Origin of the sequence: Mycobacterium sp. 20KCMC460 (assembly GCF_022179425.1) — a bacterium.
GTDB classification, from domain to species: Bacteria; Actinomycetota; Actinomycetes; order Mycobacteriales; family Mycobacteriaceae; genus Mycobacterium; species Mycobacterium kiyosense.
Genome location: NZ_AP025524.1, coordinates 1,736,799 through 1,759,632 on the forward strand (window position 1 = coordinate 1,736,799; position 22,834 = coordinate 1,759,632).

19 protein-coding genes and 1 pseudogene are annotated in these 22,834 nt (G+C 69.4%); 13 read left to right on the plus strand and 7 right to left on the minus strand.

Going from position 1 to position 22,834, the window contains the following annotated elements; all coding sequences use genetic code 11:
* The first annotated feature begins 56 nt into the window (after positions 1-56).
* From MKCMC460_RS08130 to MKCMC460_RS08140, 3 genes are all read left to right on the plus strand, one after another.
* Complete coding sequence (locus MKCMC460_RS08130; RefSeq protein WP_236981438.1) at positions 57-1,091, plus strand: DUF3152 domain-containing protein; 1,035 nt, start codon at positions 57-59, stop codon at positions 1,089-1,091.
* 39 nt (positions 1,092-1,130) lie between these two features.
* A complete protein-coding gene (gene moeZ, locus MKCMC460_RS08135) occupies positions 1,131-2,309 on the plus strand; it encodes an adenylyltransferase/sulfurtransferase MoeZ (protein ID WP_236981439.1) in 1,179 nt (392 codons plus the stop codon).
* 174 nt (positions 2,310-2,483) lie between these two features.
* A complete protein-coding gene (locus MKCMC460_RS08140; RefSeq protein ID WP_236981440.1) occupies positions 2,484-3,338 on the plus strand; it encodes a TIGR02569 family protein in 855 nt (284 codons plus the stop codon).
* On the opposite strand, the gene MKCMC460_RS08145 is transcribed toward MKCMC460_RS08140, so the two are convergent.
* Together MKCMC460_RS08145 and MKCMC460_RS08150 are read right to left on the minus strand one after the other, a co-directional pair.
* Entirely contained in the window at positions 3,335-3,637 is a 303-nt protein-coding gene (locus MKCMC460_RS08145) for an MGMT family protein (protein ID WP_236981441.1), read from the minus strand. The genes MKCMC460_RS08140 and MKCMC460_RS08145 overlap by 4 nt on opposite strands.
* 2 nt (positions 3,638-3,639) lie before the next feature.
* A pseudogene (locus tag MKCMC460_RS08150) lies at positions 3,640-4,419 on the minus strand (alpha/beta fold hydrolase).
* A gap of 149 nt (positions 4,420-4,568) precedes the next feature.
* On the opposite strand from MKCMC460_RS08150, the gene MKCMC460_RS08155 reads away from it, so the two are divergent.
* From MKCMC460_RS08155 to nudC, 5 genes are all read left to right on the plus strand, one after another.
* Positions 4,569-5,408 (plus strand): DUF6159 family protein, encoded by an 840-nt coding sequence (locus MKCMC460_RS08155; RefSeq protein WP_236981442.1) that lies wholly within the window; start codon positions 4,569-4,571, stop codon positions 5,406-5,408.
* A gap of 99 nt (positions 5,409-5,507) precedes the next feature.
* On the plus strand, positions 5,508-8,573 hold the full coding sequence (locus MKCMC460_RS08160) for an ATP-dependent DNA helicase (RefSeq protein ID WP_238305509.1): 3,066 nt from the start codon (positions 5,508-5,510) through the stop codon (positions 8,571-8,573).
* Positions 8,570-11,842: an ATP-dependent DNA helicase gene (locus MKCMC460_RS08165; RefSeq protein WP_238305510.1), complete on the plus strand. Its 3,273-nt coding sequence runs from the start codon at positions 8,570-8,572 to the stop codon at positions 11,840-11,842. The genes MKCMC460_RS08160 and MKCMC460_RS08165 overlap by 4 nt, the downstream gene beginning before the upstream one ends.
* Positions 11,843-11,898: 56 nt before the next feature.
* Positions 11,899-12,969, plus strand: coding sequence for a TrkA family potassium uptake protein (locus MKCMC460_RS08170; RefSeq protein ID WP_238305512.1), 1,071 nt, complete (start codon positions 11,899-11,901; stop codon positions 12,967-12,969).
* Positions 12,966-13,907, plus strand: coding sequence for an NAD(+) diphosphatase (gene nudC / locus MKCMC460_RS08175; protein ID WP_236981443.1), 942 nt, complete (start codon positions 12,966-12,968; stop codon positions 13,905-13,907). Before MKCMC460_RS08170 ends, nudC begins: the two co-directional genes overlap by 4 nt.
* A gap of 14 nt (positions 13,908-13,921) precedes the next feature.
* Here nudC and MKCMC460_RS08180 read toward each other — a convergent pair whose 3' ends face one another.
* The gene (locus MKCMC460_RS08180; RefSeq protein WP_236981444.1) at positions 13,922-14,557 is read right to left on the minus strand and encodes a sensor domain-containing protein; all 636 of its coding nucleotides are present in this window, start codon (positions 14,555-14,557) and stop codon (positions 13,922-13,924) included.
* A gap of 68 nt (positions 14,558-14,625) precedes the next feature.
* On the minus strand, positions 14,626-14,880 hold the full coding sequence (mrx1, locus tag MKCMC460_RS08185) for a mycoredoxin Mrx1 (RefSeq protein ID WP_236981445.1): 255 nt from the start codon (positions 14,878-14,880) through the stop codon (positions 14,626-14,628).
* A 100-nt stretch (positions 14,881-14,980) separates the two neighbouring features.
* On the opposite strand from mrx1, the gene MKCMC460_RS08190 reads away from it, so the two are divergent.
* From MKCMC460_RS08190 to MKCMC460_RS08200, 3 genes are all read left to right on the plus strand, one after another.
* Positions 14,981-17,083, plus strand: a complete 2,103-nt coding sequence (locus MKCMC460_RS08190; protein WP_236983878.1) for an ATP-dependent DNA helicase UvrD2 — start codon at positions 14,981-14,983, stop codon at positions 17,081-17,083.
* A gap of 112 nt (positions 17,084-17,195) precedes the next feature.
* A complete protein-coding gene (locus tag MKCMC460_RS08195) occupies positions 17,196-17,348 on the plus strand; it encodes a hypothetical protein (protein ID WP_236981446.1) in 153 nt (50 codons plus the stop codon).
* 135 nt (positions 17,349-17,483) lie between these two features.
* A complete protein-coding gene (locus MKCMC460_RS08200; RefSeq protein WP_236981447.1) occupies positions 17,484-17,747 on the plus strand; it encodes a WhiB family transcriptional regulator in 264 nt (87 codons plus the stop codon).
* An 8-nt stretch (positions 17,748-17,755) separates the two neighbouring features.
* Here MKCMC460_RS08200 and MKCMC460_RS08205 read toward each other — a convergent pair whose 3' ends face one another.
* Positions 17,756-19,099 (minus strand): AarF/ABC1/UbiB kinase family protein, encoded by a 1,344-nt coding sequence (locus MKCMC460_RS08205; protein ID WP_236981448.1) that lies wholly within the window; start codon positions 19,097-19,099, stop codon positions 17,756-17,758.
* Positions 19,100-19,239: 140 nt separating this feature from the next.
* Between MKCMC460_RS08205 and MKCMC460_RS08210 the strand changes: the two genes are divergently transcribed.
* Positions 19,240-19,413, plus strand: coding sequence for a hypothetical protein (locus MKCMC460_RS08210; RefSeq protein ID WP_236981449.1), 174 nt, complete (start codon positions 19,240-19,242; stop codon positions 19,411-19,413).
* 13 nt (positions 19,414-19,426) lie between these two features.
* On the opposite strand, the gene MKCMC460_RS08215 is transcribed toward MKCMC460_RS08210, so the two are convergent.
* Positions 19,427-20,251: a cyclodehydratase gene (locus MKCMC460_RS08215; RefSeq protein WP_236981450.1), complete on the minus strand. Its 825-nt coding sequence runs from the start codon at positions 20,249-20,251 to the stop codon at positions 19,427-19,429.
* A gap of 37 nt (positions 20,252-20,288) precedes the next feature.
* Complete coding sequence (locus MKCMC460_RS08220) at positions 20,289-21,680, minus strand: zinc-dependent metalloprotease (protein ID WP_236981451.1); 1,392 nt, start codon at positions 21,678-21,680, stop codon at positions 20,289-20,291.
* A 78-nt stretch (positions 21,681-21,758) separates the two neighbouring features.
* On the opposite strand from MKCMC460_RS08220, the gene MKCMC460_RS08225 reads away from it, so the two are divergent.
* Positions 21,759-22,781, plus strand: a complete 1,023-nt coding sequence (locus tag MKCMC460_RS08225) for a PDZ domain-containing protein (protein WP_236981452.1) — start codon at positions 21,759-21,761, stop codon at positions 22,779-22,781.
* Positions 22,782-22,834: the final 53 nt, after the last annotated feature.

Below are 22,834 nucleotides of genomic sequence, written 5' to 3' on the forward strand. Positions count from 1 at the left end.
GGATTTTCGGGCGCGCCAGGGCGGGCTGCCCGGTGCCGCTGTGCCATCCTGGGGAAATGACGTCCCCGCGGCCTGCCCGCAGCACAGAGCATGCGCCTGTGTTGCGTGACGACTGGCGCGAGCCGCTGCGGGCCCAGCGCGACCCACTCGGCCAGAGCGCCGGGCGGGTCCGGGCCGACCGCGAACGTCCGCGGCAGTGGCGCAAGCAGTCGTGGCTCGGGCGGTTCGTGACGACCTACGGCTGGCGGGCTTATGCGTTGCCGTTCCTGACGGTGATCACGCTGGTGGTGGCCTATCAGACGGTCACCGGCACCAGCACCGCCAAACCGGCGGCGCAGTCGGTCCGCAAAGATCCCCCCACCATCGGTGCGGTCGGCACGTCCATTCTCGACACCCCGCCGCGGGGCCTGGCCGCCTTCGACGCCAATCTGCCGACCGGCACGTTGCCCGAGGGCGGCCCGTTCACCCAGGCGGGCGACAAGACCTGGCGGGTGATCCCTGGCACCACGCCGCAGATCGGTCAGGGCACTGCCAAGGTGTTCCGGTACACGGTGGAGGTGGAGAACGGCCTGGACCCCACCATGTACGGCGGTGACGACGCATTCGCGCAGATGGTCGACCAGACACTGGACAACCCGAAAAGCTGGACGCACAACCCGCAATTCGCGTTCATCCGCATCGACGGCGCCGGTGGCGGCAAGCCCGACTTCCGCGTCTCGCTGGTGTCGCCGATGACGGTCCGGGTCGGATGTGGCTACGAGTTCCCGCTGGAGACGTCGTGCTACAACCCCTCGTTCGGGCCGGACCGGGAATCGCGCGTATTCATCAACGAGGCGCGCTGGGTGCGCGGAGCGGTCCCGTTCGAGGGCGACGTGGGCTCGTACCGGCAGTACGTGGTCAACCACGAAGTCGGCCACGCCATCGGGTACGTGCGCCACGAACCGTGTGAACAGCAGGGTGGCCTGGCACCGGTGATGATGCAGCAGACGTTCTCCACCGCCAACAACGACGGCGCCAAATTCGACCCCGATCAGGTCAAACCCGACGGCAAGACGTGCCGGTTCAACCCGTGGCCGTTCCCCATCGCCTGAATTCACCGCTCGTCAAGTGCTGCGCCTAACCTCGGTGGAGTGATGCCGTCGTTGCCGCCGCTGGTCGAACCCGCCGCCGCGCTCAGTCGCGACGAGGTGGCCCGCTACAGCCGTCATCTCATCATTCCCGAGTTGGGCACCGACGGGCAGAAGCGGCTGAAGAACGCCCGCGTGCTGGTGATCGGCGCCGGCGGACTCGGATCACCGACGCTGCTGTACCTGGCCGCCGCCGGCGTCGGCACCCTCGGCATCGTCGAATTCGACGTCGTCGACGAATCCAACCTGCAACGCCAGATCATCCACGGCAGCGCCGACGTCGGGCACTCCAAGGCCCGGTCGGCGCGCGACTCGATCGCAGCGATCAACCCGTTCGTGCGGGTGCGCCTGCACGAGGTCCGGCTGGAGCCCGCCAACGCAGTCGACCTGTTCGCGCAGTACGACCTGATCGTCGACGGCACCGACAACTTCGCCACCCGCTATCTGGTCAACGACGCCGCCGTACTGGCCGGCAAGCCCTACGTGTGGGGCTCGATCTACCGATTCGAGGGTCAGGCCTCGGTGTTTTGGGAAGCCGCGCCCGACGGCTTGGGTTTGAACTACCGCGACCTGTACCCCCAGCCGCCCCCGCCGGGCCTGGTGCCGTCCTGCGCGGAAGGGGGAGTGCTGGGCATCGTCTGCGCCTCGATCGCGTCGGTGATGGGTACCGAGGCGATCAAGCTGATCACCGGTATCGGCGAGACGCTGCTGGGTCGCCTGATGATCTACGACGCGCTGCAGATGAGCTACCGCACGATCCGGATCCGCAAGGATCCCTCGACACCGAAGATCACCGAACTCGTTGACTACGAACAGTTTTGCGGCGTGCTATCCGATGATGCCGGGGATGCTGCCGCTGGTTCCACCATCACCCCGGCCGAGCTGCGCACCATGCTGGACTCGGGCCGCAAGGTGGCCCTGATCGATGTGCGCGAACAGGTGGAGTGGGACATCGTGCATATCGACGGGGCGCAGCTGGTGCCGAAGTCGCTGATCATGTCCGGTGAGGGTCTGGCCAAGCTGCCGCAGGACCGGGTCGCGGTGCTGTACTGCAAGAGCGGGGTGCGTTCGGCGGAGGCGCTGGCCGCGGTCAAGCGGGCCGGTTTCGCCGACGCGCTGCACCTGCAGGGTGGCATCGAGGCCTGGGCCAACCAGGTGCAGCCCGACATGGTCAGGTACTGAAAACTTCGGCTCCTGCGCGCGTCCGTAAGGACGCGCATCGTCGCCCGCTGGGCGCGATTGTCGGGCTCCTGCGCGCGTCCGTGAAGACGCGCATCGTCGCCCGCTGGGCGCGATTGTCGGGCTCCTGCGCGCGTCCGTGAAGACGCGCATCGTCGCCCGACTAGGCTAACCGCTGTGACTGTCGAGCCGCCGCCCGAGCACGTGCTGACGGCGTTCGGCTTGCACGGCGTGCAGCCCGCACCGTTGGGCGATGCCTGGGAAGGCGGCTGGCGGTGCGGCGAAGTCGTGCTGTCGATGGTGGCCGACAACGCACGCGCCACCTGGTCCGCGCGCGTCCGCGAAACGTTGTTCGTCGACGGTGTTCGCCTGGCCCGGCCGGTCCGCTCCACAGACGGCCGCTACGTGGTTTCCGGCTGGCGAGCCGACACCTTCGTCGCCGGCACCCCCGAGGCCCGTCACGACGAGGTGGTCTCGGCCGCGGTGCGCTTGCACGAGGCGACCGGCAAGCTGGAGCGGCCCCGGTTCCTGACTCAGGGACCCACCGCGCCGTGGGCCGACGTCGACGTGTTCATCGCCGCCGACCGCGCCGCCTGGGAAGAGCGGCCGCTGCAATCGGTTCCGCCCGGCGCGCGCACCGCGCCGCCGTCCGCCGACGCCGAACGTTCCGTCGAGTTGATCAACCAGCTCGCCACGCTGCGCAAGCCGACCCGCAGCCCCAATCAGCTGGTGCACGGAGATCTTTACGGCACAGTGCTTTTCGCCGGAACCGCCCCGCCAGGCATCACCGACATCACGCCGTACTGGCGGCCCGCTTCCTGGGCGGCCGGCGTGGTCGTCGTCGACGCGTTGTCGTGGGGTGAAGCCGACGACGGCCTCATCGAACGCTGGAACGCGTTGCCGGAGTGGCCGCAGATGTTGTTGCGCGCGTTGATGTTCCGGCTCGCGGTGCACGCCCTGCACCCCAGGTCCACCGCCGAGGCGTTCCCCGGCTTGGCGCGCACCGCGGCGATGGTCCGGATGATCGTCTAGGTTCCGAACTCGTGGCGGACCTCGCTGAGCGCGATCCGGCCGTCGACCGACAACACCCCCTCGGCCCTCAACAGCTCCAGCTGTCGGCTGCTCAGATGCCGGGCAGGCCGTCCGGAGGCGGTGATCACCCGGTGCCAGGGCAGGTCCGCCGAATCGGTACGCATGATCCAGCCGACAATCCGGGGACTGGAAAGTGCTGCGGCAGATGCGATGTCACCGTAGGTCGACACGCGGCCCGGCGGGATCGAGGCGACCAGCGAACGCACCCGTTCGACCTGCTCGTCGGTCACCCGGGCCACGGTCAGCCGACCAGCCGTTTGCGCACCAGCGCGGCGACGTCGTCGGGCTTGGCGTGCGGCACCATGTGATCGCACTCGTAGTCCAGGAGTTCGAAATCGGGTCCCAAGCGATCACGCAGTCCCGTGATGAGCTCGTCGCTGACATAGGGCGGCGACGTCCACTTGGCCCGCACCAACGTCGTCGGCACCCCGGCGGGCGGAAGTACCATGGCACGGGCCAACTCGCTCCAGTACGACATCATCGCGGGCAGGCTGATCCGCCAGCCGTACCGCCCGTTGGGCAGTTGCACCAGATGCTCGTCCAGGTCGGCGTCGAGCACCGCCGGGTCCACGTCCGCCCACGAGCCCGCCGCTTTCTCCTGATGGGCCTGCGCACGGTCGGGATAGTCGGGCTAGCCGAACATCGCCTCGGCGATCTGCGCCATCCATCGGCCGTCCAATCCGATCGCCGGATCGAGCAACACCAGTCCGGACACCAACTCGGGGCGGGCCGCGGCCAGATGCAACGCCAGCGCGCCGCCGAAGGAGTGCCCGACGACCAGAACGGGTGCTGACGCCTCGGCGTCCAGCAGCGCGGCCAGCGCCGCGACGTTGGCGTCGATGCTCCACGGTGCGGCCCAGGAAGAACGCCCGTGCCCGATGAGATCCGGTGCGGCGACGGTGATTTCGGGCACGTAGTCGGTGAAGTGCTGCCAGCGTTTGCCGTGTCCGGTCAGCCCGTGCAACGCGAGCAGCTGGATCGGCCCGGGCGGCCCGAACCGGTGCAGATGAAGGGCGGTCACGCGTCGATGATGCCAGGCTCGAACCCTCGCCTGCGCTGTGGTGGCGGACTAACATGATCCACCATCGGGGGCGATGCGACACGACGGGAGTGTCAAAAATGGGCAGGATCAGCCGCGGTTGGGCGCTAACGGGGCAGAGTTGGAGAGTCTTGAAGGGCGACCTCTCGCTGATGATCTTCCCGATCCTGTCGACCGTCTTCGGCATCCTCGCCATCGTCGCGATCTGGGTGCCGGCGGCGTTCGCGCGGGGATTGTTCGAGGGCACGCAGGTGTCGAAGAATGATCCCGTCCTCATCGCCGCGGGTCTGACCTCGGCGTACGTGTCGACGTTCATAGCCATCTTCTTCAATGTGGCGTTGGCCGCCTGCGCGGTGCGTTCGATGCGTGGTGAGGACACCAAAGTCCGCGAGGGAATCAGCGCCGCAATGCGCCGGCTGGGTCCGATCATCGGCTGGACGTTGGTGACCACCACCGTCGGGCTCATCCTGCGCGCGCTGGAGAAGCGCTTCGGGTTCTTGACCGACATCGCGGTTTGGCTGGCCGGGGCAGCCTGGGCCATCGCCACGTTCTTCGTGATCCCGGTGGTCGCGCTCGAAGGCACCGGGCCGATCCAGTCGCTGAAGCGCTCGTCGAGCGTGGTGAAGGCGCGGTGGGGCGAAGGTGCGACCGGTGCGGCCACGATAGGCGTGGCGACATTCCTGATCAGCGTTGCGATCGCGCTCGTCGGTGGCGTCGCCGGATTCGCGCTTCTTGCGGTCCCCGTGGTTCCTGCCGCCGTCGCCGTCCTGGTTCTCACGGTCGTCGGGATCGTCGCGGTGTCATTCGTCTCGAGCGCGTTGGGGCAGATCTTCCGCGTCGCTGTCTATCAGTACGCGGTCAGCGGCACCGCCCCGAGCGCATTCGACGGGCAGTTGCTGCAGGCGGCGTTCAGTGTGCACGGGGTCCCGCAGAACCGCTGGCAAGACCCTACGACCGGACGGTCACTCTAGCGAAGTTTCAGCTGGCCTGGCGCGGGCCGGGTCGATCTTTGGCGGTGGCTTTCACCTGGTCGGGGCGGGTTGTCGGACCGTCGTGGTTGCATGCCGGGTATGTCGTTCGCATGGTGTGCCGAGGCGCGCGAGGTTCTGCAACCCGGGCGGCGCGGGGTGGTGCGGGTGCTTGGCGGTCCGGGTACCGGCAAGAGCAGCCTGCTGGTAGCGGCCGCGGTAACGCAGATCGCGGCCGGGGTGGATCCGGAATCTGTTCTGCTGCTTACCGGTTCGGGCCGGATCGGAACACCGGAGCGCAGCGCTTTGACCAGGGCTCTGCTGGGCCCGGGGAGCGTGGCGGCTGTGCGCGAGCCGCTGGTGCGCACGGTGCACAGCTACGCCTACGCCGTGCTGCGGCGGGCCGCTGAACGCGCGGAAGATCCGCCGCCGCGCCTGCTCACCGGCGCCGAGCAGGACGCCATCATCCGGGAACTGCTGGCCGGCGACCTCGAAGACGGAACCGGGTGGCCCGATCATATGCTGCCCGCCCTGACCACCGCCGGGTTCGCCAACGAACTGCGAAACCTGTTGGCGCGCTGTGCCGAACGCGGTGTCGATCCGCTGGGTCTGGAGCAGCTGGGCCGTCGGTGCGGTCGCCCGGAGTGGGTCGCCGCGGGCCGGTTCGCGCGACAGTACGAGCAGGTGATGCTGCTGCGCGCCGCGGTCGGCACGGCGGCGCCCCAGGCAACGGCACCGGCCCTGGCCGCCGCCGAACTCGTCGGGGCCGCGCTGGAGGCATTCGCAATCGATCCGGAACTGTTGGCCGCCGAACGCGCCCGGGTCCGGGTGCTGCTGGTCGACGACGCCCAGCAGCTCGATCCGCAAGCGGCGCAACTGGTCCGGGCGCTCTCGGCCGGTACCGACACCACGTTGATCGCCGGTGACCCGAACCAGGCGGTGTTCGGGTTCCGGGGCGGCGAGCCGGCCGGACTGCTCGGTCAGGACGGCCCGTCGGTGACCCTGACGGTCTCGCATCGCTGCGCCCCGGCGGTGGCGCGCGCCGTCAGCGACATCGCCGGCCGGCTGCCGGGCAGCAGTGCGGGCAGGCGAATCGATGGCAGCGGCGACGAGACGGGTTCGGTGGCGGCGCGACTGGCTGCCTCGGCGCACGCGGAGGCGGCGCTGATCGCCGACACGCTGCGACGCGCGCACCTCGTCGACGGCATTCCGTGGTCACAGATGGCGGTGATCGTCAGGTCGGTCCCGCGGGCCGGCGCTCGGTTACCGCGAGCGCTGGCCGCCGCGGGAATTCCGGTGGCGGACCCGGCGAGCGGCGGGTCGCTGTCCGACGAGCCGGCCGCGGATGCGCTGCTCACCGTTGCGGCCGCGACGGCTGACGGGCTCGACGAGGATCGGGCTCTGGCGCTGCTCACCGGCCCCATCGGTCGCGTCGACCCGGTGTCGCTTCGGCAGCTGCGCAGGACGCTGCACCGCGCCCGGGCCGAGTTGGTCCCGACGCTGCTCGGCGACGAGCCGGTGTCCGGGCCGCAGTCCGGCGCGCTGCGGCGGGTGCGGGCGGTGTTGGCCGCAGCCGGCGGGTGCCACCGGGACGGCCAGGACCCGCGCTACACGCTGTGGGCGGCGTGGCATCGGTCCGGGCTGCAGCGCCGCTGGTTGACCGCTATCGAACGCGGCGGTCCAGCCGGGGCCCAGGCGGCGCGGAACCTGGAGGTCGTGACCGCGTTGTTCGACGTCGCCGACGACTACGTGTCACGCACGTCCGGTGCGTCGTTGCGCGGACTCGTCGACCATGTCGCGGCCCTGCGGCTGCCCCGGTCCAACCGCGACCCGGTCACCGAAGCCGAGCAGGTCGAGGTGCTGAGTGCGCACGCGGCGCTGGGCCGCGAATGGGATCTGGTGGTGATCGCCGGACTACAGGACGGGTTGTGGCCCAACACGATTCCGCGCGGCGGCATCCTGGCCACCCAGCGGCTGCTCGACGAAGTCGACGGGATCGCCGAGCAGGTATCGGTGCGCGCACCGCTGTTGGCCGAGGAGCGACGGCTGCTGGTCGCCGCCATGGGTCGGGCGCGGCGCCGACTGCTGGTGACCGCAGTCGACGGCGACGCCGGCGGCCAGGACGCCGCGCTGCCGTCGCCGTTCTTCTACGAGATCGCCGGTGAGGCTGAACCTGTTGCAACGCGGCCTGTTTCGTCGCCACGGGTGTTGTCGAACGCGGCGGTGGTGGGTCGGCTGCGGGCGGTGGTGTGCGCGGCCGAGGGCACCGTCGACGACGCAGTGCGAACCTGTGCGGCAACACAATTGGCGCGACTCGCGCAAGCCGGCGTGCCGGGTGCGGATCCGGCGGAATGGCAGGGTCTGCTCCCGGTCAGTACCGACGCACCGCTGTGCGGTGCCGACGACGTCGTCACGTTGACGCCGTCGACGCTGCAGACCTTGTCCGATTGCCCGCTGCGCTGGCTGGCCGAACGCCACGGCGGCAGCGACCCGCGTGAGTTGCGCTCGACGGTCGGCTCCGTGCTGCACGCACTGATCGCCGAACCCGGCCGCACCGAATCGCAGTTGCTGGCCGAACTGGACCGGGTGTGGACGCACCTGCCGTTCGACGCCGAATGGCACTCGGCCAACGAACTCGCCCGGCACCGCGCCATGATCGAGGCCTTCGTGGAGTGGCGGGCACAGACCCGCGGCGAGCTGACCGAGGTCGGCGTCGAAGTCGAAGTCGACGGGGTGCTCGACACACCGCGCAGCAATGGGGGACGGATCCGGCTGCGCGGCCGCATCGACCGCCTCGAGCGCGACGCCGCCGGCCGACTCGTGATCGTCGACGTCAAGACCGGCAAGACGCCGGTCAGCAAGGACGACGCCCAACAACACGCCCAGCTGGCCATGTATCAGCTGGCCGTCGCCGAAGGCCTGCTGCCCGACGGTGACGAGCCCGGCGGCGCCCGCCTGGTCTACCCCGGCAAGACCGCTGCCGCCGGGGCCACCCAGCGTGAGCAGGATCCGCTGACCGCGCAGGCCCGCGAGCACTGGCGCACTCTGGTGCGCCAGGCCGCCGACGCGACGGCCGGGCCGCAGTTCGTCGCCCGGCGCAACGACGGCTGCTCGCACTGCCCGATCCGGCCGTCCTGTCCGGCCCATGCCGAAGGACCAATGCAATGAGCCCGCGGTACACCCCGGCCGAATTGGCCGACGCGCTGGGCATTTTCCCGCCCACCGAGGAACAGGCCGCGGTGATTGCGGCGCCGCCGGGCCCGTTGGTGGTGATCGCGGGCGCCGGCGCCGGCAAGACCGAGACCATGGCGGCTCGGGTGGTGTGGCTGATCGCCAATCGCTACGCCACACCCGACCAGGTCCTCGGGTTGACCTTCACCCGTAAGGCGGCCGGGCAGCTGCTGCGGCGCGTACGGACCCGGCTGTCCCGATTGGCCGCGCTGTCCGTCGAGGGCGTCGACGCCGCGGGCAGCCCGACGGTCAGCACCTACCACGCGTTCGCCGGGTCCCTGCTGCGTGAATACGGTCTGCTGCTGCCCGTGGAACCCGACACCAGGCTGCTCACCGAGACCGAGCTGTGGCAGCTGGCGTACGACGTCGTCACCGAATACCGCGGCGAACTGCGGACTACCAAGACCCCGGCCGCCGTCACCTCCACCGTGCTACGGCTGTGGGGACAGCTCGCCGAACACCTCGTCGACACCGGACAGCTCCGGGACACCCACGTCGAGCTGGAACGACTCGTGCACACCCTGCCGCCCGGGCCGCGGCAGCGGGATAGCGGCCCCAACCAGGCGCTGCTGCGGATGCTGACCACTCAGACCGAGCGCGCCGAGCTGGTACCGCTGCTGGACGCGCTGCAGGAACGCCTGCAGGCCGGCAAAGTGATGGACTTCGGTATGCAGATGGCCGCGGCGGCGCGGCTGGCAGCGGAATTCCCGCAGGTTGGCTGCGAGCTGCGGGCCCGCTACCGGGTGGTGCTGCTCGACGAATACCAGGACACCGGGCATTCGCAGCGGGTCGCGCTGTCCGCGCTGTTCGGTGGCGGCGCCGACGACGGTCTGGCGCTGACCGCGGTCGGCGATCCGATCCAGTCCATTTATGGCTGGCGCGGCGCATCGGCGACCAACCTGCCGCGGTTTACCACCGACTTTCCGCTTTCGGACGGCTCCCCGGCGCCCACCCTGGAGTTGCGTACCAGCTGGCGCAACCCGCCCACCACACTGCACCTGGCCAACGCCATTTCGGCCGAGGCCCGGCAGCGCTCGGTCGCAGTCCGGCCGCTGCGTGCCCGACCCGACGCCCCGCCCGGGGTGGTGCGGTGCGCGCTGCTGCCCGACGTCCAGGCCGAACGTGACTGGATTGCCGACCATCTCGAGCAGCGGTATCGGCGGGCCCACGACGACGGCGTCGCCCCGCCCACCGCGGCGGTGGTGGTGCGCCGCAACGCCGACGCCGCACCGATTGCCGATGTGCTGCGGGCGCGCGGAATCCCGGTCGAAGTCGTCGGGTTGGCCGGGCTGCTGTCCGTCCCCGAAGTCGCAGAGCTGGTGGCCATGCTGCGGTTGGTCGCCGACCCCACGGCCGGGTCGGCGGCCATGCGGGTGCTCTCCGGTCCACGCGTGCGGCTCGGGGGCGCCGACATCGCCGCGCTCTGGCGAAGAGCACGCGAATTAGCTGGGGAAGCAACGGAACCCACGTCGGCCGAGTCCATAGCCAGGCAGGCCGGATCAGAGGCCGACGCCGCCTGCCTGGCCGATGCCATCTGCGACCCGGGCCCCGCGACCGCCTACTCCGGCACCGGCTATCGGCGCATCAGTGCCCTCGCCGCCGAGCTGACCGCACTGCGCGGTCACCTCGGCTACCCGCTGCCCGATCTGGTCGCCGAGGTGCGCCGGGTGTTGGGCCTGGATTGCGAGGTCCGCGCCACCGCCGCCGCCGAGTGGTCGGGTACCGAACACCTGGACGCCTTCGCCGACGAGGTGACCGGCTACGCCGAGCGTGCGGGCGCATCCGGCGGGTCCACGAAACCGTCGGTGGCCGGCCTGCTGGCCTACCTGGACGTGGCCGCCGAAGTGGAGCACGGGTTGGCCCCCGCACAGCCTGTCGTCGCGAAGGACCGCGTGCAGATCCTCACCGTGCACGCCGCGAAGGGGTTGGAATGGCAGGTGGTGGCGGTGGCGCACCTGTCGGGCGGGATATTCCCCTCAACGGCCTCGCGCAGTAGCTGGCTCACCGACCCTGGCGAGTTGCCGCCACTGCTGCGGGGCGACCGGGCCCACGTCGGCGAACTGGGCATCCCGGTGCTGGACGCCTCCGCGGTGACCAATCGAAAACAGTTGTCGGACAAGATCTCCGAGCATCGGGCTCAGCTGGATCAGCGGCGTGTCGACGAGGAACGCAGGCTGCTGTATGTCGGCGTCACCCGGGCGGAAGACACCCTGCTGGTCTCCGGTCATCACTGGGGGATCACCGGCGTCAAGCCGCGCGGTCCCTCGGAGTTCCTGTGTGAAATCAAAGAGATCATCGAGCGTTGCGAACAAGCCGGCGAAAGCTGTGGCATCCTCGAGCACTGGGCGCCGGCGCCGGCCGATGGCGATCCAAACCCGTTGCAGGAGAACGTGGTCGAGGCCGTGTGGCCCGCCGAGCCGCTGGGTGCGCGGCGCTGTGACGTCGAGCGTGGGGCTCAGCTGGTGTCCCGCGCGATGACCGCCGGGACCGAGGCCGAAACCACCGCGGCCCCCTGTGCCGACCCGGAAGGCTGGATCGCCGACGTCGACGCGCTGCTGGCTGAACGCGCCCGCGCGGCCGCCCCGTCCCGGCGCACGCTGCCGAGCCAGTTGTCGGTCAGCGGCCTGGTCGAATTGGCCCGCGACCCCGACAACGCCATACCGCGGCTGATTCACCGGCTGCCCACCCGTCCCGATCCACAGGCGTTGCTGGGCAATGCTTTTCACGCCTGGGTCCAGCAGTTCTACGGCGCGGAGCTGCTGTTCGACCTGGGCGATCTGCCCGGCTCCGCCGATTCCGAGGTAGTCGACCCGGCCGAATTGACGGCATTACAGGAGGCGTTCGCCGACTCGCCGTGGGCGGCGCGCACCCCGATCGCGGTCGAGGTCCCGTTCGAGATGCCGATAAACGACAAGATCGTGCGCGGGCGCATCGACGCGGTGTTCGCCGACGACGACGGCGGCACCACAGTCGTCGACTGGAAGACCGGTGAACCGCCGCGCGGGCCGCACGCCATGCGGCAGGCGGCCATCCAGCTGGCCGTGTACCGGCTGGCCTGGGCGGCGCTGCACGGCTGCCCGGAATCGGAGGTGCGCACCGCCTTTCACTATGTGCGCAGTGGGACCACCGTCGTCCCGGACGAGCTACCCGATGCCGACGAGCTGGCTGTCCTGCTGGCCGACGCCAACCGCGCTGCGGGAGGCTGATCGTGGTTACATGATTGACGTGCGAGGGACGATCGTCGGGATCAAGACGGCTTGCCGTGGCGAAAGGTAGCTGGCGGCGGCTGCGGCGTCTCGACGAGAGGTTGACCGTCCAGCCGAGTTACGCGCTGGTCGGCGTGCTGCGTATCCCGCAGGGGCAGGCCAGCCCGGCCCGCATCGTCTCCCGCCGGGTGCTCATCGCGCTGGCGGCACTTTTCCTCGGAGCCATCACCGTCTACCTCGACCGTGACGGGTATCGCGACTCGCAGGGCGATCGGCTGTCGTTCCTGGACTGCCTCTACTACTCGGCGGTGACGCTGTCGACGACCGGGTACGGCGACATCACACCGATCTCGGAGTTCGCTCGCGCGGCCAACGTCCTGATCATCACGCCGCTGCGCATCGCGTTCCTGATCTTGCTGGTCGGAACGACGCTCGAAGTGGTGACCGAAACGTCCCGGCAGGCACTGAAAATCCAGCGTTGGAGGAGCAAGGTGCGCAACCACACCATCGTCATCGGGTACGGGACCAAGGGCAAGACGGCGGTCGCCGCGATGCTGGGGGACGAGACTCCGCCGGGTGAGATCGTGGTGGTCGACACCGACCGCGCCGTGCTGGACCGTGCCGCGTCGGCGGGTCTGGTCACCGTTCACGGTGACGCCACCAAGTCCGACGTGCTGCGGTTGGCCGGTGCACAGCATGCGGCGTCGATAGTGGTGGCCACCAACCGTGACGACACCGCGGTGCTGGTGACGCTGACCGCACGCGAGCTGTCGCCCAAGGCCAAGATCGTGGCGTCCATCCGGGAGGCCGAGAACCAGCACCTGCTGCAGCAGTCCGGGGCCGACTCGGTGGTGGTGTCCTCCGAGACCGCCGGCCGGTTGCTCGGGCTGGCCACCACCACCCCGAGCGTGGTGGCGATGATCGAGGACCTGCTCACCCCAGACGAAGGGCTGGCCATCGCCGAACGTGAGGTGGAGCAGTCCGAGGTGGGCGGTTCCCCTCGGCACCTGCGCGACATCGTGCTCGGAGTGGTTCGGGACGGACAGCTGTTGCGTATCGACTCCCCCGAGGTGGACGCGATCGAGGCCGCCGACCGGCTGCTCTACATCCGCAACGCCGGGCATTGAGGCCCACAGTGGACTTCCAATTGCGCAGCATCCCGCTGCTGTCGCGCGTCGGCGCCGACCGCGCCGACCAACTGCGTACCGACATCGACGCGGCCACGGCCGGTTGGGCGCAGGCGGCCCTGCTGCGCGTCGACGCCCGCAACCAGGTGCTGGCCGCTGACGGGCGGGTGGTGCTCGGCGCGGCCGCCGAACTGGGCGACGAACCGCCACCCGAAGCGGTCTTCCTGGGCAGACTCGACGACGGCCGCCATGTGTGGGCGATCCGCGCCGCGCTGGTGCCGCCGCCGGACGCCCCCGAAACCGGCGAAGTCGAAGTGCTCGACCTGCGCAGGCTCGGCCGCATCATCGACGACACCAGCAGCCAGTTGGTGTCCTCCGCGCTGGCGCTGCTGAACTGGCACGACAGCGCCCGGTTCAGCCCGGTCGACGGGACGCCCACGAAACCGGCGCGGGCCGGGTGGTCCCGGATCAACCCGCTCACCGGGCACGAGGAGTTCCCGCGCGTCGACCCCGCGGTGATCTGCCTGGTGCACGACGGCGGCGACCGGGCGGTGCTGGCCCGGCAGGCGGTGTGGCCGCAGCGGATGTTCTCGCTGCTCGCCGGTTTCGTGGAAGCCGGCGAGTCGTTCGAAGTCTGTGTGGCTCGCGAGATCCGCGAGGAAATCGGGTTGACGGTGCGCGACGTGCGCTACCTGGGCAGCCAGCCGTGGCCGTTCCCACGCTCGCTGATGGTCGGGTTTCATGCGCTGGGGGATCCGGACGAGCCCTTCGCGTTCAACGACGGCGAGATCGCCGAGGCGGCCTGGTTCACCCGCGACGAAATACGCGCCGCCCTCGAGGCCGGCGACTGGTCCACCGCCTCGGATTCCAAACTGCTTCTGCCCGGGTCGATTTCGATCGCCCGGGTGATCATCGAGTCCTGGGCCGCGCGCGACTGAACCCGGCCCGCTGCTTACTTGATCCGATCGGTGATCTGATCCAGGATCGTCGAGGCGATCCGGTCCGCCGGTTCGATCCCCAGCACACCGACGGACATCAGCACCGCATTCTTCACGTGATACTGATGGCTCCAGCCGCTGTCGGTGATCCGCAGCGAGGTGGAGTCCGGCTTGTCCACCCGGAACGTGTATTTCGGATCGTGCAGCGCCACGCAGGCGTTCAGCGAGGTTTCCAGCTGATCGAGCGCGCTGCGTGCGGCGGCGGCATCGGAATAGATCGCCACCGCCTGATTGACCGAATCGATCAGTGCGATCCCGCCCGGCAACGTGTCGTCGGTCACGCCGCTGTAGCCCGCGCTGCGAAATTCGGTCCAGCCGGGGGCAAAGGTCATGTCGCTGGTCCCGGCAGCGCGGCAGGGACCGGGAGCGTTGAGGTCACCGACCGGTGGATGGCGAAGGTCCGCGTGCGCGTGCGGGGTGAGTTCCTCGTAGTTGGCGATCCGCCGCACCTCCTCGACGCTGACGATCAGCGCGTCGACCCGGCTGACCGGGGCAGGTGCGGCGGCGGTGTCGTGGTGCGAACATCCGCAGAGCCCGGCCAGCGCGCACCAGACGACGAAGACCGTCCGCCGGGTCAGCGCCGATGCCATGGAACTCATCGTAAGGGCGCCTAGACCGCGCACTCACACCAATTGCGGTGCCGTGTCGGCAGATCGGCTCAGCCGCCGACCTGCGCCAACTTCGCCTTGACCTCGCCGGCACTGGGATTGGTCAACGTCGATCCGTCGGCGAACTTCACCGTCGGGACGACATGGTTGCCGCCGTTGACCGACCCGACGAACTCTGCCGCCGCGGGATCGCGCTCGATGTCGATCTCGTGGTAGGGAATTCCCTGCGCTTTCAGCGCTGTCTTCAACCGAAAGCAGTAGCCACACCAGGTGGTCGAGTAAAGGGTGAGCGCGGCATTGGTCATGACTGGTAAACGTAACCGCCGCACCGCCCATTCCGGGCGCGGCCCCGCCGAAAGCCCCGACACGCCGGGTTTGTCGGCCGGCACTGACAAGATGGACGCCATGCCGGTGATGGCCGACTCCTTGATCGCGGACCTGGACGACGAGCAGCGCGAGGCCGTGCAGGCTGCGCGCGGCCCGGTCTGCGTGCTGGCGGGCGCGGGCACCGGCAAGACCCGCACCATCACCCACCGCATCGCGCAGCTGGTGGCCAACGGCCACGTCGCGGCCGGGCAGGTGCTGGCCGTGACGTTCACCCAGCGCGCCGCGGGGGAGATGCGCTCGCGGCTGCGCTCGCTGGACGCCGCCGCGCGGATCGGTGCCGGAGTGGGTTCGGTGCAGGCGCTGACCTTCCATGCCGCCGCGCACCGTCAGCTGCGCTACTTCTGGCCGCGGGTGGTCGGTAACACCCGATGGGAACTGCTCGACACCAAGTTCGCCATCGTCGCCCGGGCGGCCAGCCGGTCGCGGCTCAACGTCAGCACCGACGACGTCCGCGACCTGGCCGGGGAGATCGAATGGGCGAAGGCGTCGCTGATCACCCCGGAGGACTATGCGGGTGCGGTGGCCGAGGCGGGCCGCGACACACCGCTGGACGCCGAGAAGACAGCCGCCGTGTATGCCGCGTATGAGGCATTGAAGGTGCGCGACGAGGACGTCACGCTGCTTGATTTCGACGATCTGCTGCTGCACACCGCGGCAGCGATCGAGAACGACGCCGCGGTCGCCGGCGAGTTCCGGGACCGCTACCGCTGTTTCGTCGTCGACGAGTACCAGGACGTCACCCCGCTGCAGCAGCGGGTGTTGTCGGCCTGGCTGGGCGACCGCGACGACCTGACCGTGGTCGGTGACGCCAACCAGACCATCTATTCGTTCACCGGCGCCTCGCCCCGCTTCCTGCTGGACTTCTCACGGCGTTTCCCGGATGCCACCGTGGTGCGGCTAGAGCGCGACTATCGGTCGACGCCGCAGGTCGTGACGCTGGCGAACCAGGTGATCGCGGCGGCGCGGGGCCGGGTGGCGGGCAGCAGACTGCAGCTGATCGGTCAGCGCCCGCCCGGTCCGGTGCCCACCTTCCGGGAGCATCCCGACGAGGCCACCGAGGCTGCGGCGGTCGCCGCGTCGATTGCGCGGCTCATCGAATCCGGCACTGCGGCATCGGAAATCGCGATCCTGTACCGCGTCAACGCCCAGTCGGAGGTCTACGAGGAGGCGCTGACCGAAGCCGGTATCGCCTACCAGGTGCGCGGCGGTGAGGGGTTCTTCAACCGGCAGGAGATCAAGCAGGCGCTGCTGGCGCTGCACCGTGCTGCGGAGCGCGGCTCCGAACCGGAACCGGTCCGCGACGTCGTGCGCGCCGTCCTGGAACCGCTGGGCCTGACCGCGACCGAGCCGACCGGCACCCGGGCACGGGAGCGGTGGGAGGCGCTGACCGCCTTGGCCCAGTTGGTCGACGACGAGCTCGCCCAGCGTCCGGATCTGCAGCTGCCCGGCCTGGTCGCCGAGTTACGCACCCGCGCCGACGCCCGCCACCCGCCGGTGGTGCAGGGTGTCACCCTGGCCTCGTTGCATGCGGCCAAGGGCCTGGAATGGGACGCGGTGTTCCTCGTGGGTCTGGCCGACGGCACCCTGCCCATCTCGCACGCGCTCGCGCATGGCCCCGACAGCGAGCCCGTCGAGGAAGAGCGCCGGCTGCTCTACGTCGGAATCACCAGGGCGCGTGTGCATTTGGCGCTCAGCTGGGCATTGGCGCGGGCTCAGGGCGGTCGGCAGAGCCGCAAGCCGTCGCGGTTCCTCAACGGCATCGCGCCCCAGACACGCGCCGATCCGACGCCGGCCAAGTCGCGGCGCAGCCGCACTCCGTTGCGCTGCCGGATCTGCAATGAGGAGCTGAGCACGCCGGCCGCGATCATGCTGCGCCGGTGCACGACGTGCGCGGGCGACGTCGACGAGGATCTGCTGCTCAAGCTCAAGGCGTGGCGGCTGGAGATGGCCAAGGAACAGAAGGTGCCGCCCTACATCGTATTCAGCGACAACACGCTGGTCGCGATCGCCGAGATGCTGCCCGGCGACGAGGCGGCGCTGATCGCCATCCCGGGCATCGGCGCCGCCAAGCTCGCGCAGTACGGACCCGACGTGCTGGAGTTGATCCGCGGGTCCCGCTGAACGATCAAACGCCCAGGTCAGAAAATCGGTTGGCAGCGTGGGCCGCGACGCATTACCCTCGATTGCTGGTTCACCGAGACGTTCAGCGAGACATGAGAGGAGGGTGGCCACGATGATCGACAACCTCGTATCCGGCGCGGGCGCGGCTACCCGCATGCCCATTTGGGGCACCGCCCATGCCGCCGCGCCGGCGGCCGCGGCCAAGCGCCGTGTCGCCGCCGCGACTGAAGCGTCCGTGGATCGGGGCTATCGCACAACGAGCTGAGCAGCCCAGTTTCGCCGAATGGCCACGGACTCGAAGTCACCAGGATCCGTGGCCATAGTTTTTGGGAAGACAACTTCCCGACCTGGTCCGGATCGCCGCAAACAGCCTCACCGACCAGGAAAAGGTGCACAAGCCATGTCGATTACGCCAGTCCCTAGACAGACGCGGCCGGTCCTGCCCTGCCACGCCAATGATCCCGACCTGTGGTTCGCCGAAACCCCGGCCGACCTGGAACGCGCCAAGACGCTGTGCACCGACTGCCCGGTCCGGCGGCAGTGTCTGACCGCGGCGCTCGATCGGGCCGAACCGTGGGGGGTGTGGGGCGGCGAGATCTTCGAGCGCGGCTCGATCGTCAGCCGCAAGCGTCCCCGCGGCCGTCCGCGCAAGGAGGCCGCCTGAAAGCAGGCTCAGATTGCGGCGGTGTCCGGCTCGGCGAAGCCGGGAATCAGCTCCTCCGAAAGGGCCTTGATGGGAACGGTCGCATCCAGCTGGCACAGGATCGCCGCCACCGACGCGATCACCCGCATCGGGATGGCCAGCTTCGGCGGCAGGTCCATCTGGCGAGCGGTCTTGATCTGCGCCACCGAACGGTCGAACTGGCTGACCGTCATCCGCTGCAACCACTTGCGCGTGTAGTGGAACTCCTCGACCTGGATGGGTTCGACGTACTGGCGCAGCATCTCGTCGATCTCGCGGACCGACACCTGCTGGCCCTGCTGGATGAACCCGACCTTCTCCATGGTCGGCAACAGCAGGTCGTAGTTCTTGTCCCGGGCCAGCCGGATCGTCATTCCGAGTTCGATCGGATAACCCCCGGGTAGCGGCGCCACCGCGCCGAAGTCGATGACGCCTAGGCGGCCGTCGGGCAGCAGCATGAAATTGCCCGGGTGGGCGTCACCGTGCAGCATCTCCAAGCGGCGCGGTCCGTCGAAGGTGAACTCGAGCAGCAGCGTGCCGATCCGGTCGCGTTCTTCCTGAGTGCCATGCCGGATGATCTCGGCCATGTGCTTGCCGTCGATCCACTCCTGGATCACCACCTTCGGCGCGCTGGCCACCACGTGCGGGACCGCGAACCGCGGGTGGCCCTCGTATGCCTTGGCGAACGCCCGCTGGTTGTTGGCCTCCAGCCGGTAGTCCAACTCCATCTCGGTGCGCTCGAACAGCTCGTCCACCACGCCCTGCACGTCGGCGCCCGGCGCCAGCTGCTTGAACACGCTCACCATGCGCTGCATGGTCTTCAGGTCGGCGCGCAGCGCTTCGTCGGCGCCCGGGTACTGAATCTTGACGGCGACTTCGCGGCCGTCCGACCACACTGCCTTGTGCACCTGGCCGATGCTGGCCGAGGCCACCGGGGTGTCGTTGAACTCGCTGAACCGGTCGCGCCACTTGGTGCCCAGTTGGGCGTCGAGCACCCGGTGCACCTTGGCGGCGGGCAGCGGCGGGGCGTCCTTCTGCAGCTTGGTCAACGCCTCGCGGTAGGGCTCGCCGAACTGCTCGGGAATCGCGGCTTCCATCACCGACAGCGCCTGGCCCACTTTCATCGCGCCGCCCTTGAGCTCACCCAGGACGGTGAACAGCTGGTTGGCCGCTTTCTCCATCAACTCGGCGTTGACTTCGTCCTTCGACTTGCCGGTCAGCCGCTTGCCGAAGCCAAGAGCCGCCCGGCCGGCCATGCCGACGGGCAAGCTGGCGAGCTTTGCATTGCGGGCCGCGCGACCCCGCTTGATTTCTGACACGTAACCATCATCCATGACGGCCAGCGCAAAGGTTGCATTGATTCCCGCATCGTCTGCATTGGTTCATCCGCGGTTGCCTCGCGATATGTAGTCTCTTCGGGTCGCAATCGTGCGACGGATCCAAGCCACGCCCGCCGAAGGGGACCGCGACCACCATGGCAGCACGCCAGACTCAGCACGACGCCGCCGACGCCTTGTTCCGGGCGATCATCGAAACCCTGGACAAGCACCGCAACGAGCGCACCCTCACCGAGGACGTGCTGGACACCCTCGGCCGTGCCTACGCGTCGATCTCGACCAGCGTGCCCGAACAGGGCCGGCTGGGCTGAGCCTGCGGCGCGGTCAGCACGCGCACAGGGGATGCCGTGTCCACTGCCGTGCCACGATCGCGCTGGCGTTCAGGTCGAATTCCAGCGTGGCATTGAGCGACGACGGGGCAGCGGCCTGCCGGCCGCGGACCGCGGCGATCACCTGATTGACCTGGCTGAGTGCCAGCGCCGCCGTCGCCAGCAGGGTGGCGCGGTCGGCCACGCCAACGGTGTCGCGCAACTGTGCGGCGATGGCCGGCCACGCTGCGTCGCGGTCGCGGCGGTGTAGGTCGCCGCAGCTCAGGCAGCTGGTCACGCCGGGAATGACGAGTGGCCCCACCAGCCCGGTGCCGTCGCGCACCCGGACCGGCAGGTGCGGGACGCCGGAACTGTGCAGGTCGCGCACGATGCGCGGGTCGGCGACCAGGTAGTCGGCCAGCACCACCAGATCCACGGTGGCGGTGGACACCGCCGCGTGCGGTTGACTGCTGTGGCCGGTCCGCACTCCCGAACTGCGCAGTGCCGAGACCAGCAGATCCGACAGCGGCCCTCGCCCGTGCACGCGGATCGAGGCCGTGCGACCCGTGCTGGTGGCGGGTTCGCGCCTCGCCACGCCGTGGTTGACGAGTTGCTGCAGCAACTCGGTCAGGTCCTCGCCGTTGGCCTGCCGATGCAAGTCGATCAGCGGCACCGGTGAGCGCATGGACCGCAGCACCGCGGCCAAACCACCAGGGGTCAGCCCGCTCGGCGGCCGGACCAGCACTGCCCGGCGGGGATCCCAGCCGACCTGCACCGCCCCGTCGGGCCGCAGCAGCACCGGCATCGCGGGGTCCAGGCAATACAAAGCGGGCCGCGCCATGACGTGTCACGGTGCCACGATCGGTGCGCTGGCGTCCTCAGTTATCCACAGCGCCGGGATCGTCGTTGCCGCGGTTCTCGCGGCCCAGTTCGGCTTCCAGGTCGGACAGCGCGGCGTCGATCCCGCTGGTGTCGCCGCCGACCACCCCGTCGATGAACGCCGAAGGGTCATCGAGGTCCTCGGCGCTGGGCAGCAGGTCTGGGTGTTGCCAGACGGCGTCTCGCGCGTCCATCCCGACGGCCTGCTCCAGCCGCGTCCACAGGGCCGCGGCCTCGCGCAGCTTGCGGGGCCGCAGTTCCAGGCCGACGAGGGTGGCGAAGGTTTGTTCGGCGGGACCGCCGCTGGCCCGACGCCGGCGCAGCGTCTCGCTGAGCGCCGCCTCGCCGGGTAGCCGCTCGCCCAATGCCGCGGTGACCACGGTCTGCACCCAGCCTTCGATCAGCGCGAGCAGGGTCTCCAGCCGCTCCAGCGCCTGAGTCTGGGCCGGGGTGGCCTTGGGTTCGAACACACCCTGGCTGAGCAGTTGTTCCATGGCGGCGGGGTCGGCCAGCGAGGCCGGGTTGAAATCGCGGGCCAGCTCCTCGATGCCGGACATGTCGATCTGCATGCCCGCCGCGTATGCCTCGACGGCCCCCAGCAGCTGGCTGGGCAGCCAGGGAACGTGGCTGAACAACCGGTGGTGGGCGGCCTCGCGGGCGGCCAGAAACGTCATGATCTCGCTACGGGGCTGTTCGAGCCCGGACGCGAAGGCCTCTACGGCGTCCGGCAGGATCGCGGCCACGCCTTTGGGGCCCAGCGGCAGTCCGATGTCGGTCGAGGTCAGTACCTCCTTGGACAGCCGGCCCAGGGCCTGGCCCAGCTGCGACCCGAACGCGATGCCACCCATCTGCGACATCATCTGCATCAGCGGCCCGGCCATGCCCTTGGCTTCCTCGGGCAGCGCGGAGACCCACACCGACGAGATCTGCTGGGCCATCGGATCGCACAGCCGTTTCCAGGTGCCGATGGTGTTGTCCACCCAGTCGGTAGGACTCCAGCCGATCGCCCGGGTGGTGCCGGCCGGTAGTGCGGTGGCGCCGTTCAGCCAGGTCTCGGCCAGATGCACCGCGTCGGAGATCGCCGAGTTGGTGCCGGCCGGGATGGGTGCGACGAAGCCGATCGAGCTGGACGCGACCTGACGGGCCAGGTCGTAGTTGACCGGGCCGGCGCCCGCGCCCGATGCCCCCGACGCCATGGCGCTGCCGACACCGCCGAACATCTCACCCAGGCGGGTGAACAACTGGCCGAGGTTGGCCATGTCGAACTCGCCGCCGAATCCGAAAGGGTTGGCGCCGGACTCGGGATCGTTCTCGCGCCGCTTGTCGCGATCGGGGTCGTCTCCCGAGGAGAAGCCGAAGGGCAGGTCAGCCATAACGTCAACGGTACTCATCGCGGAACGGGAAAGCGCGAGGTGTGGTCACGCTCGTAGCTGAACGGGGTGTGACCCGCGCCGGTTAGTGTGTTCGGCGTGAACAGGCGGATTCTGACCTTGGTGGTCGCGCTCGTCCCGATCGTGGTGTTCGGCGTTCTGCTGGCCGTGGCCAAGGTGCCGTTTGTGTCCTTGGGTCCGGGCCCCACCTTCGACACCCTCGGAGAGGTCGACGGCAGCCAGGTGGTCCACATCGAGGGCACCCAGACGCATCCGACGACGGGTCACCTGAACATGACGACGGTGTCCCAGCGCGACGACCTGACCTTGGGTGAGGCTCTGGGACTGTGGATTTCGGGTCAGGAGCAGCTGGTGCCGCGCGATCTGATCTACCCGCCGGGCAAGTCGCGCGACGAGGTCGACAAGGCCAACGACGCCGACTTCAAGAATTCCGAGGACAGCGCCGAGTACGCCGCGCTGGGCTACCTGAAGTTCCCCGAGGCGGTGACGGTCGCGACGGTCAGCGAGGGCGGCCCGTCGTCGGGGAAGCTCAAGCCGGGCGACGCGATCGACGCGGTCAACCGGACGCCGGTGGCCAACGTCGAGCAGTTCACCGGGATGTTGAAGAACACCAAACCCGGTCAGGTCGTGACCATCGACTACCGCCGCAAGAACGAGCCGCCGGGCGTCGCGGAGATCACGCTGGGCACCAATAAGGATCGTGACTACGGGTTCCTGGGTGTCGCGGTGCTGGACGCGCCGTGGGCGCCGTTCACCGTGCAGTTCAACCTGGCCAACATCGGCGGCCCGTCGGCCGGACTCATGTTCAGCCTTGCCGTCGTCGACAAACTCACCACCGGCGACCTGGCCGGTTCCACCTTCGTCGCGGGCACCGGCACCATCAGCGTCGACGGCAAAGTGGGCCCCATCGGCGGCATCACCCACAAGATGGCCGCGGCCCGCGCCGCTGGGGCGACCGTGTTCCTGGTGCCGGCCAAGAACTGCTACGAAGCGGTCTCCGACATCCCGTCCGGGCTCAAGCTGGTCAAGGTGGAGACGCTCAGTTCGGCGGTGGACGCGCTGCACGCGATGACGTCGGGGGCGGCCACCCCGAGTTGCTGACTCCGACCGCGGGTGGCGTGATGCGTACAGTTGTGACCGTCGGGGAAACAGAG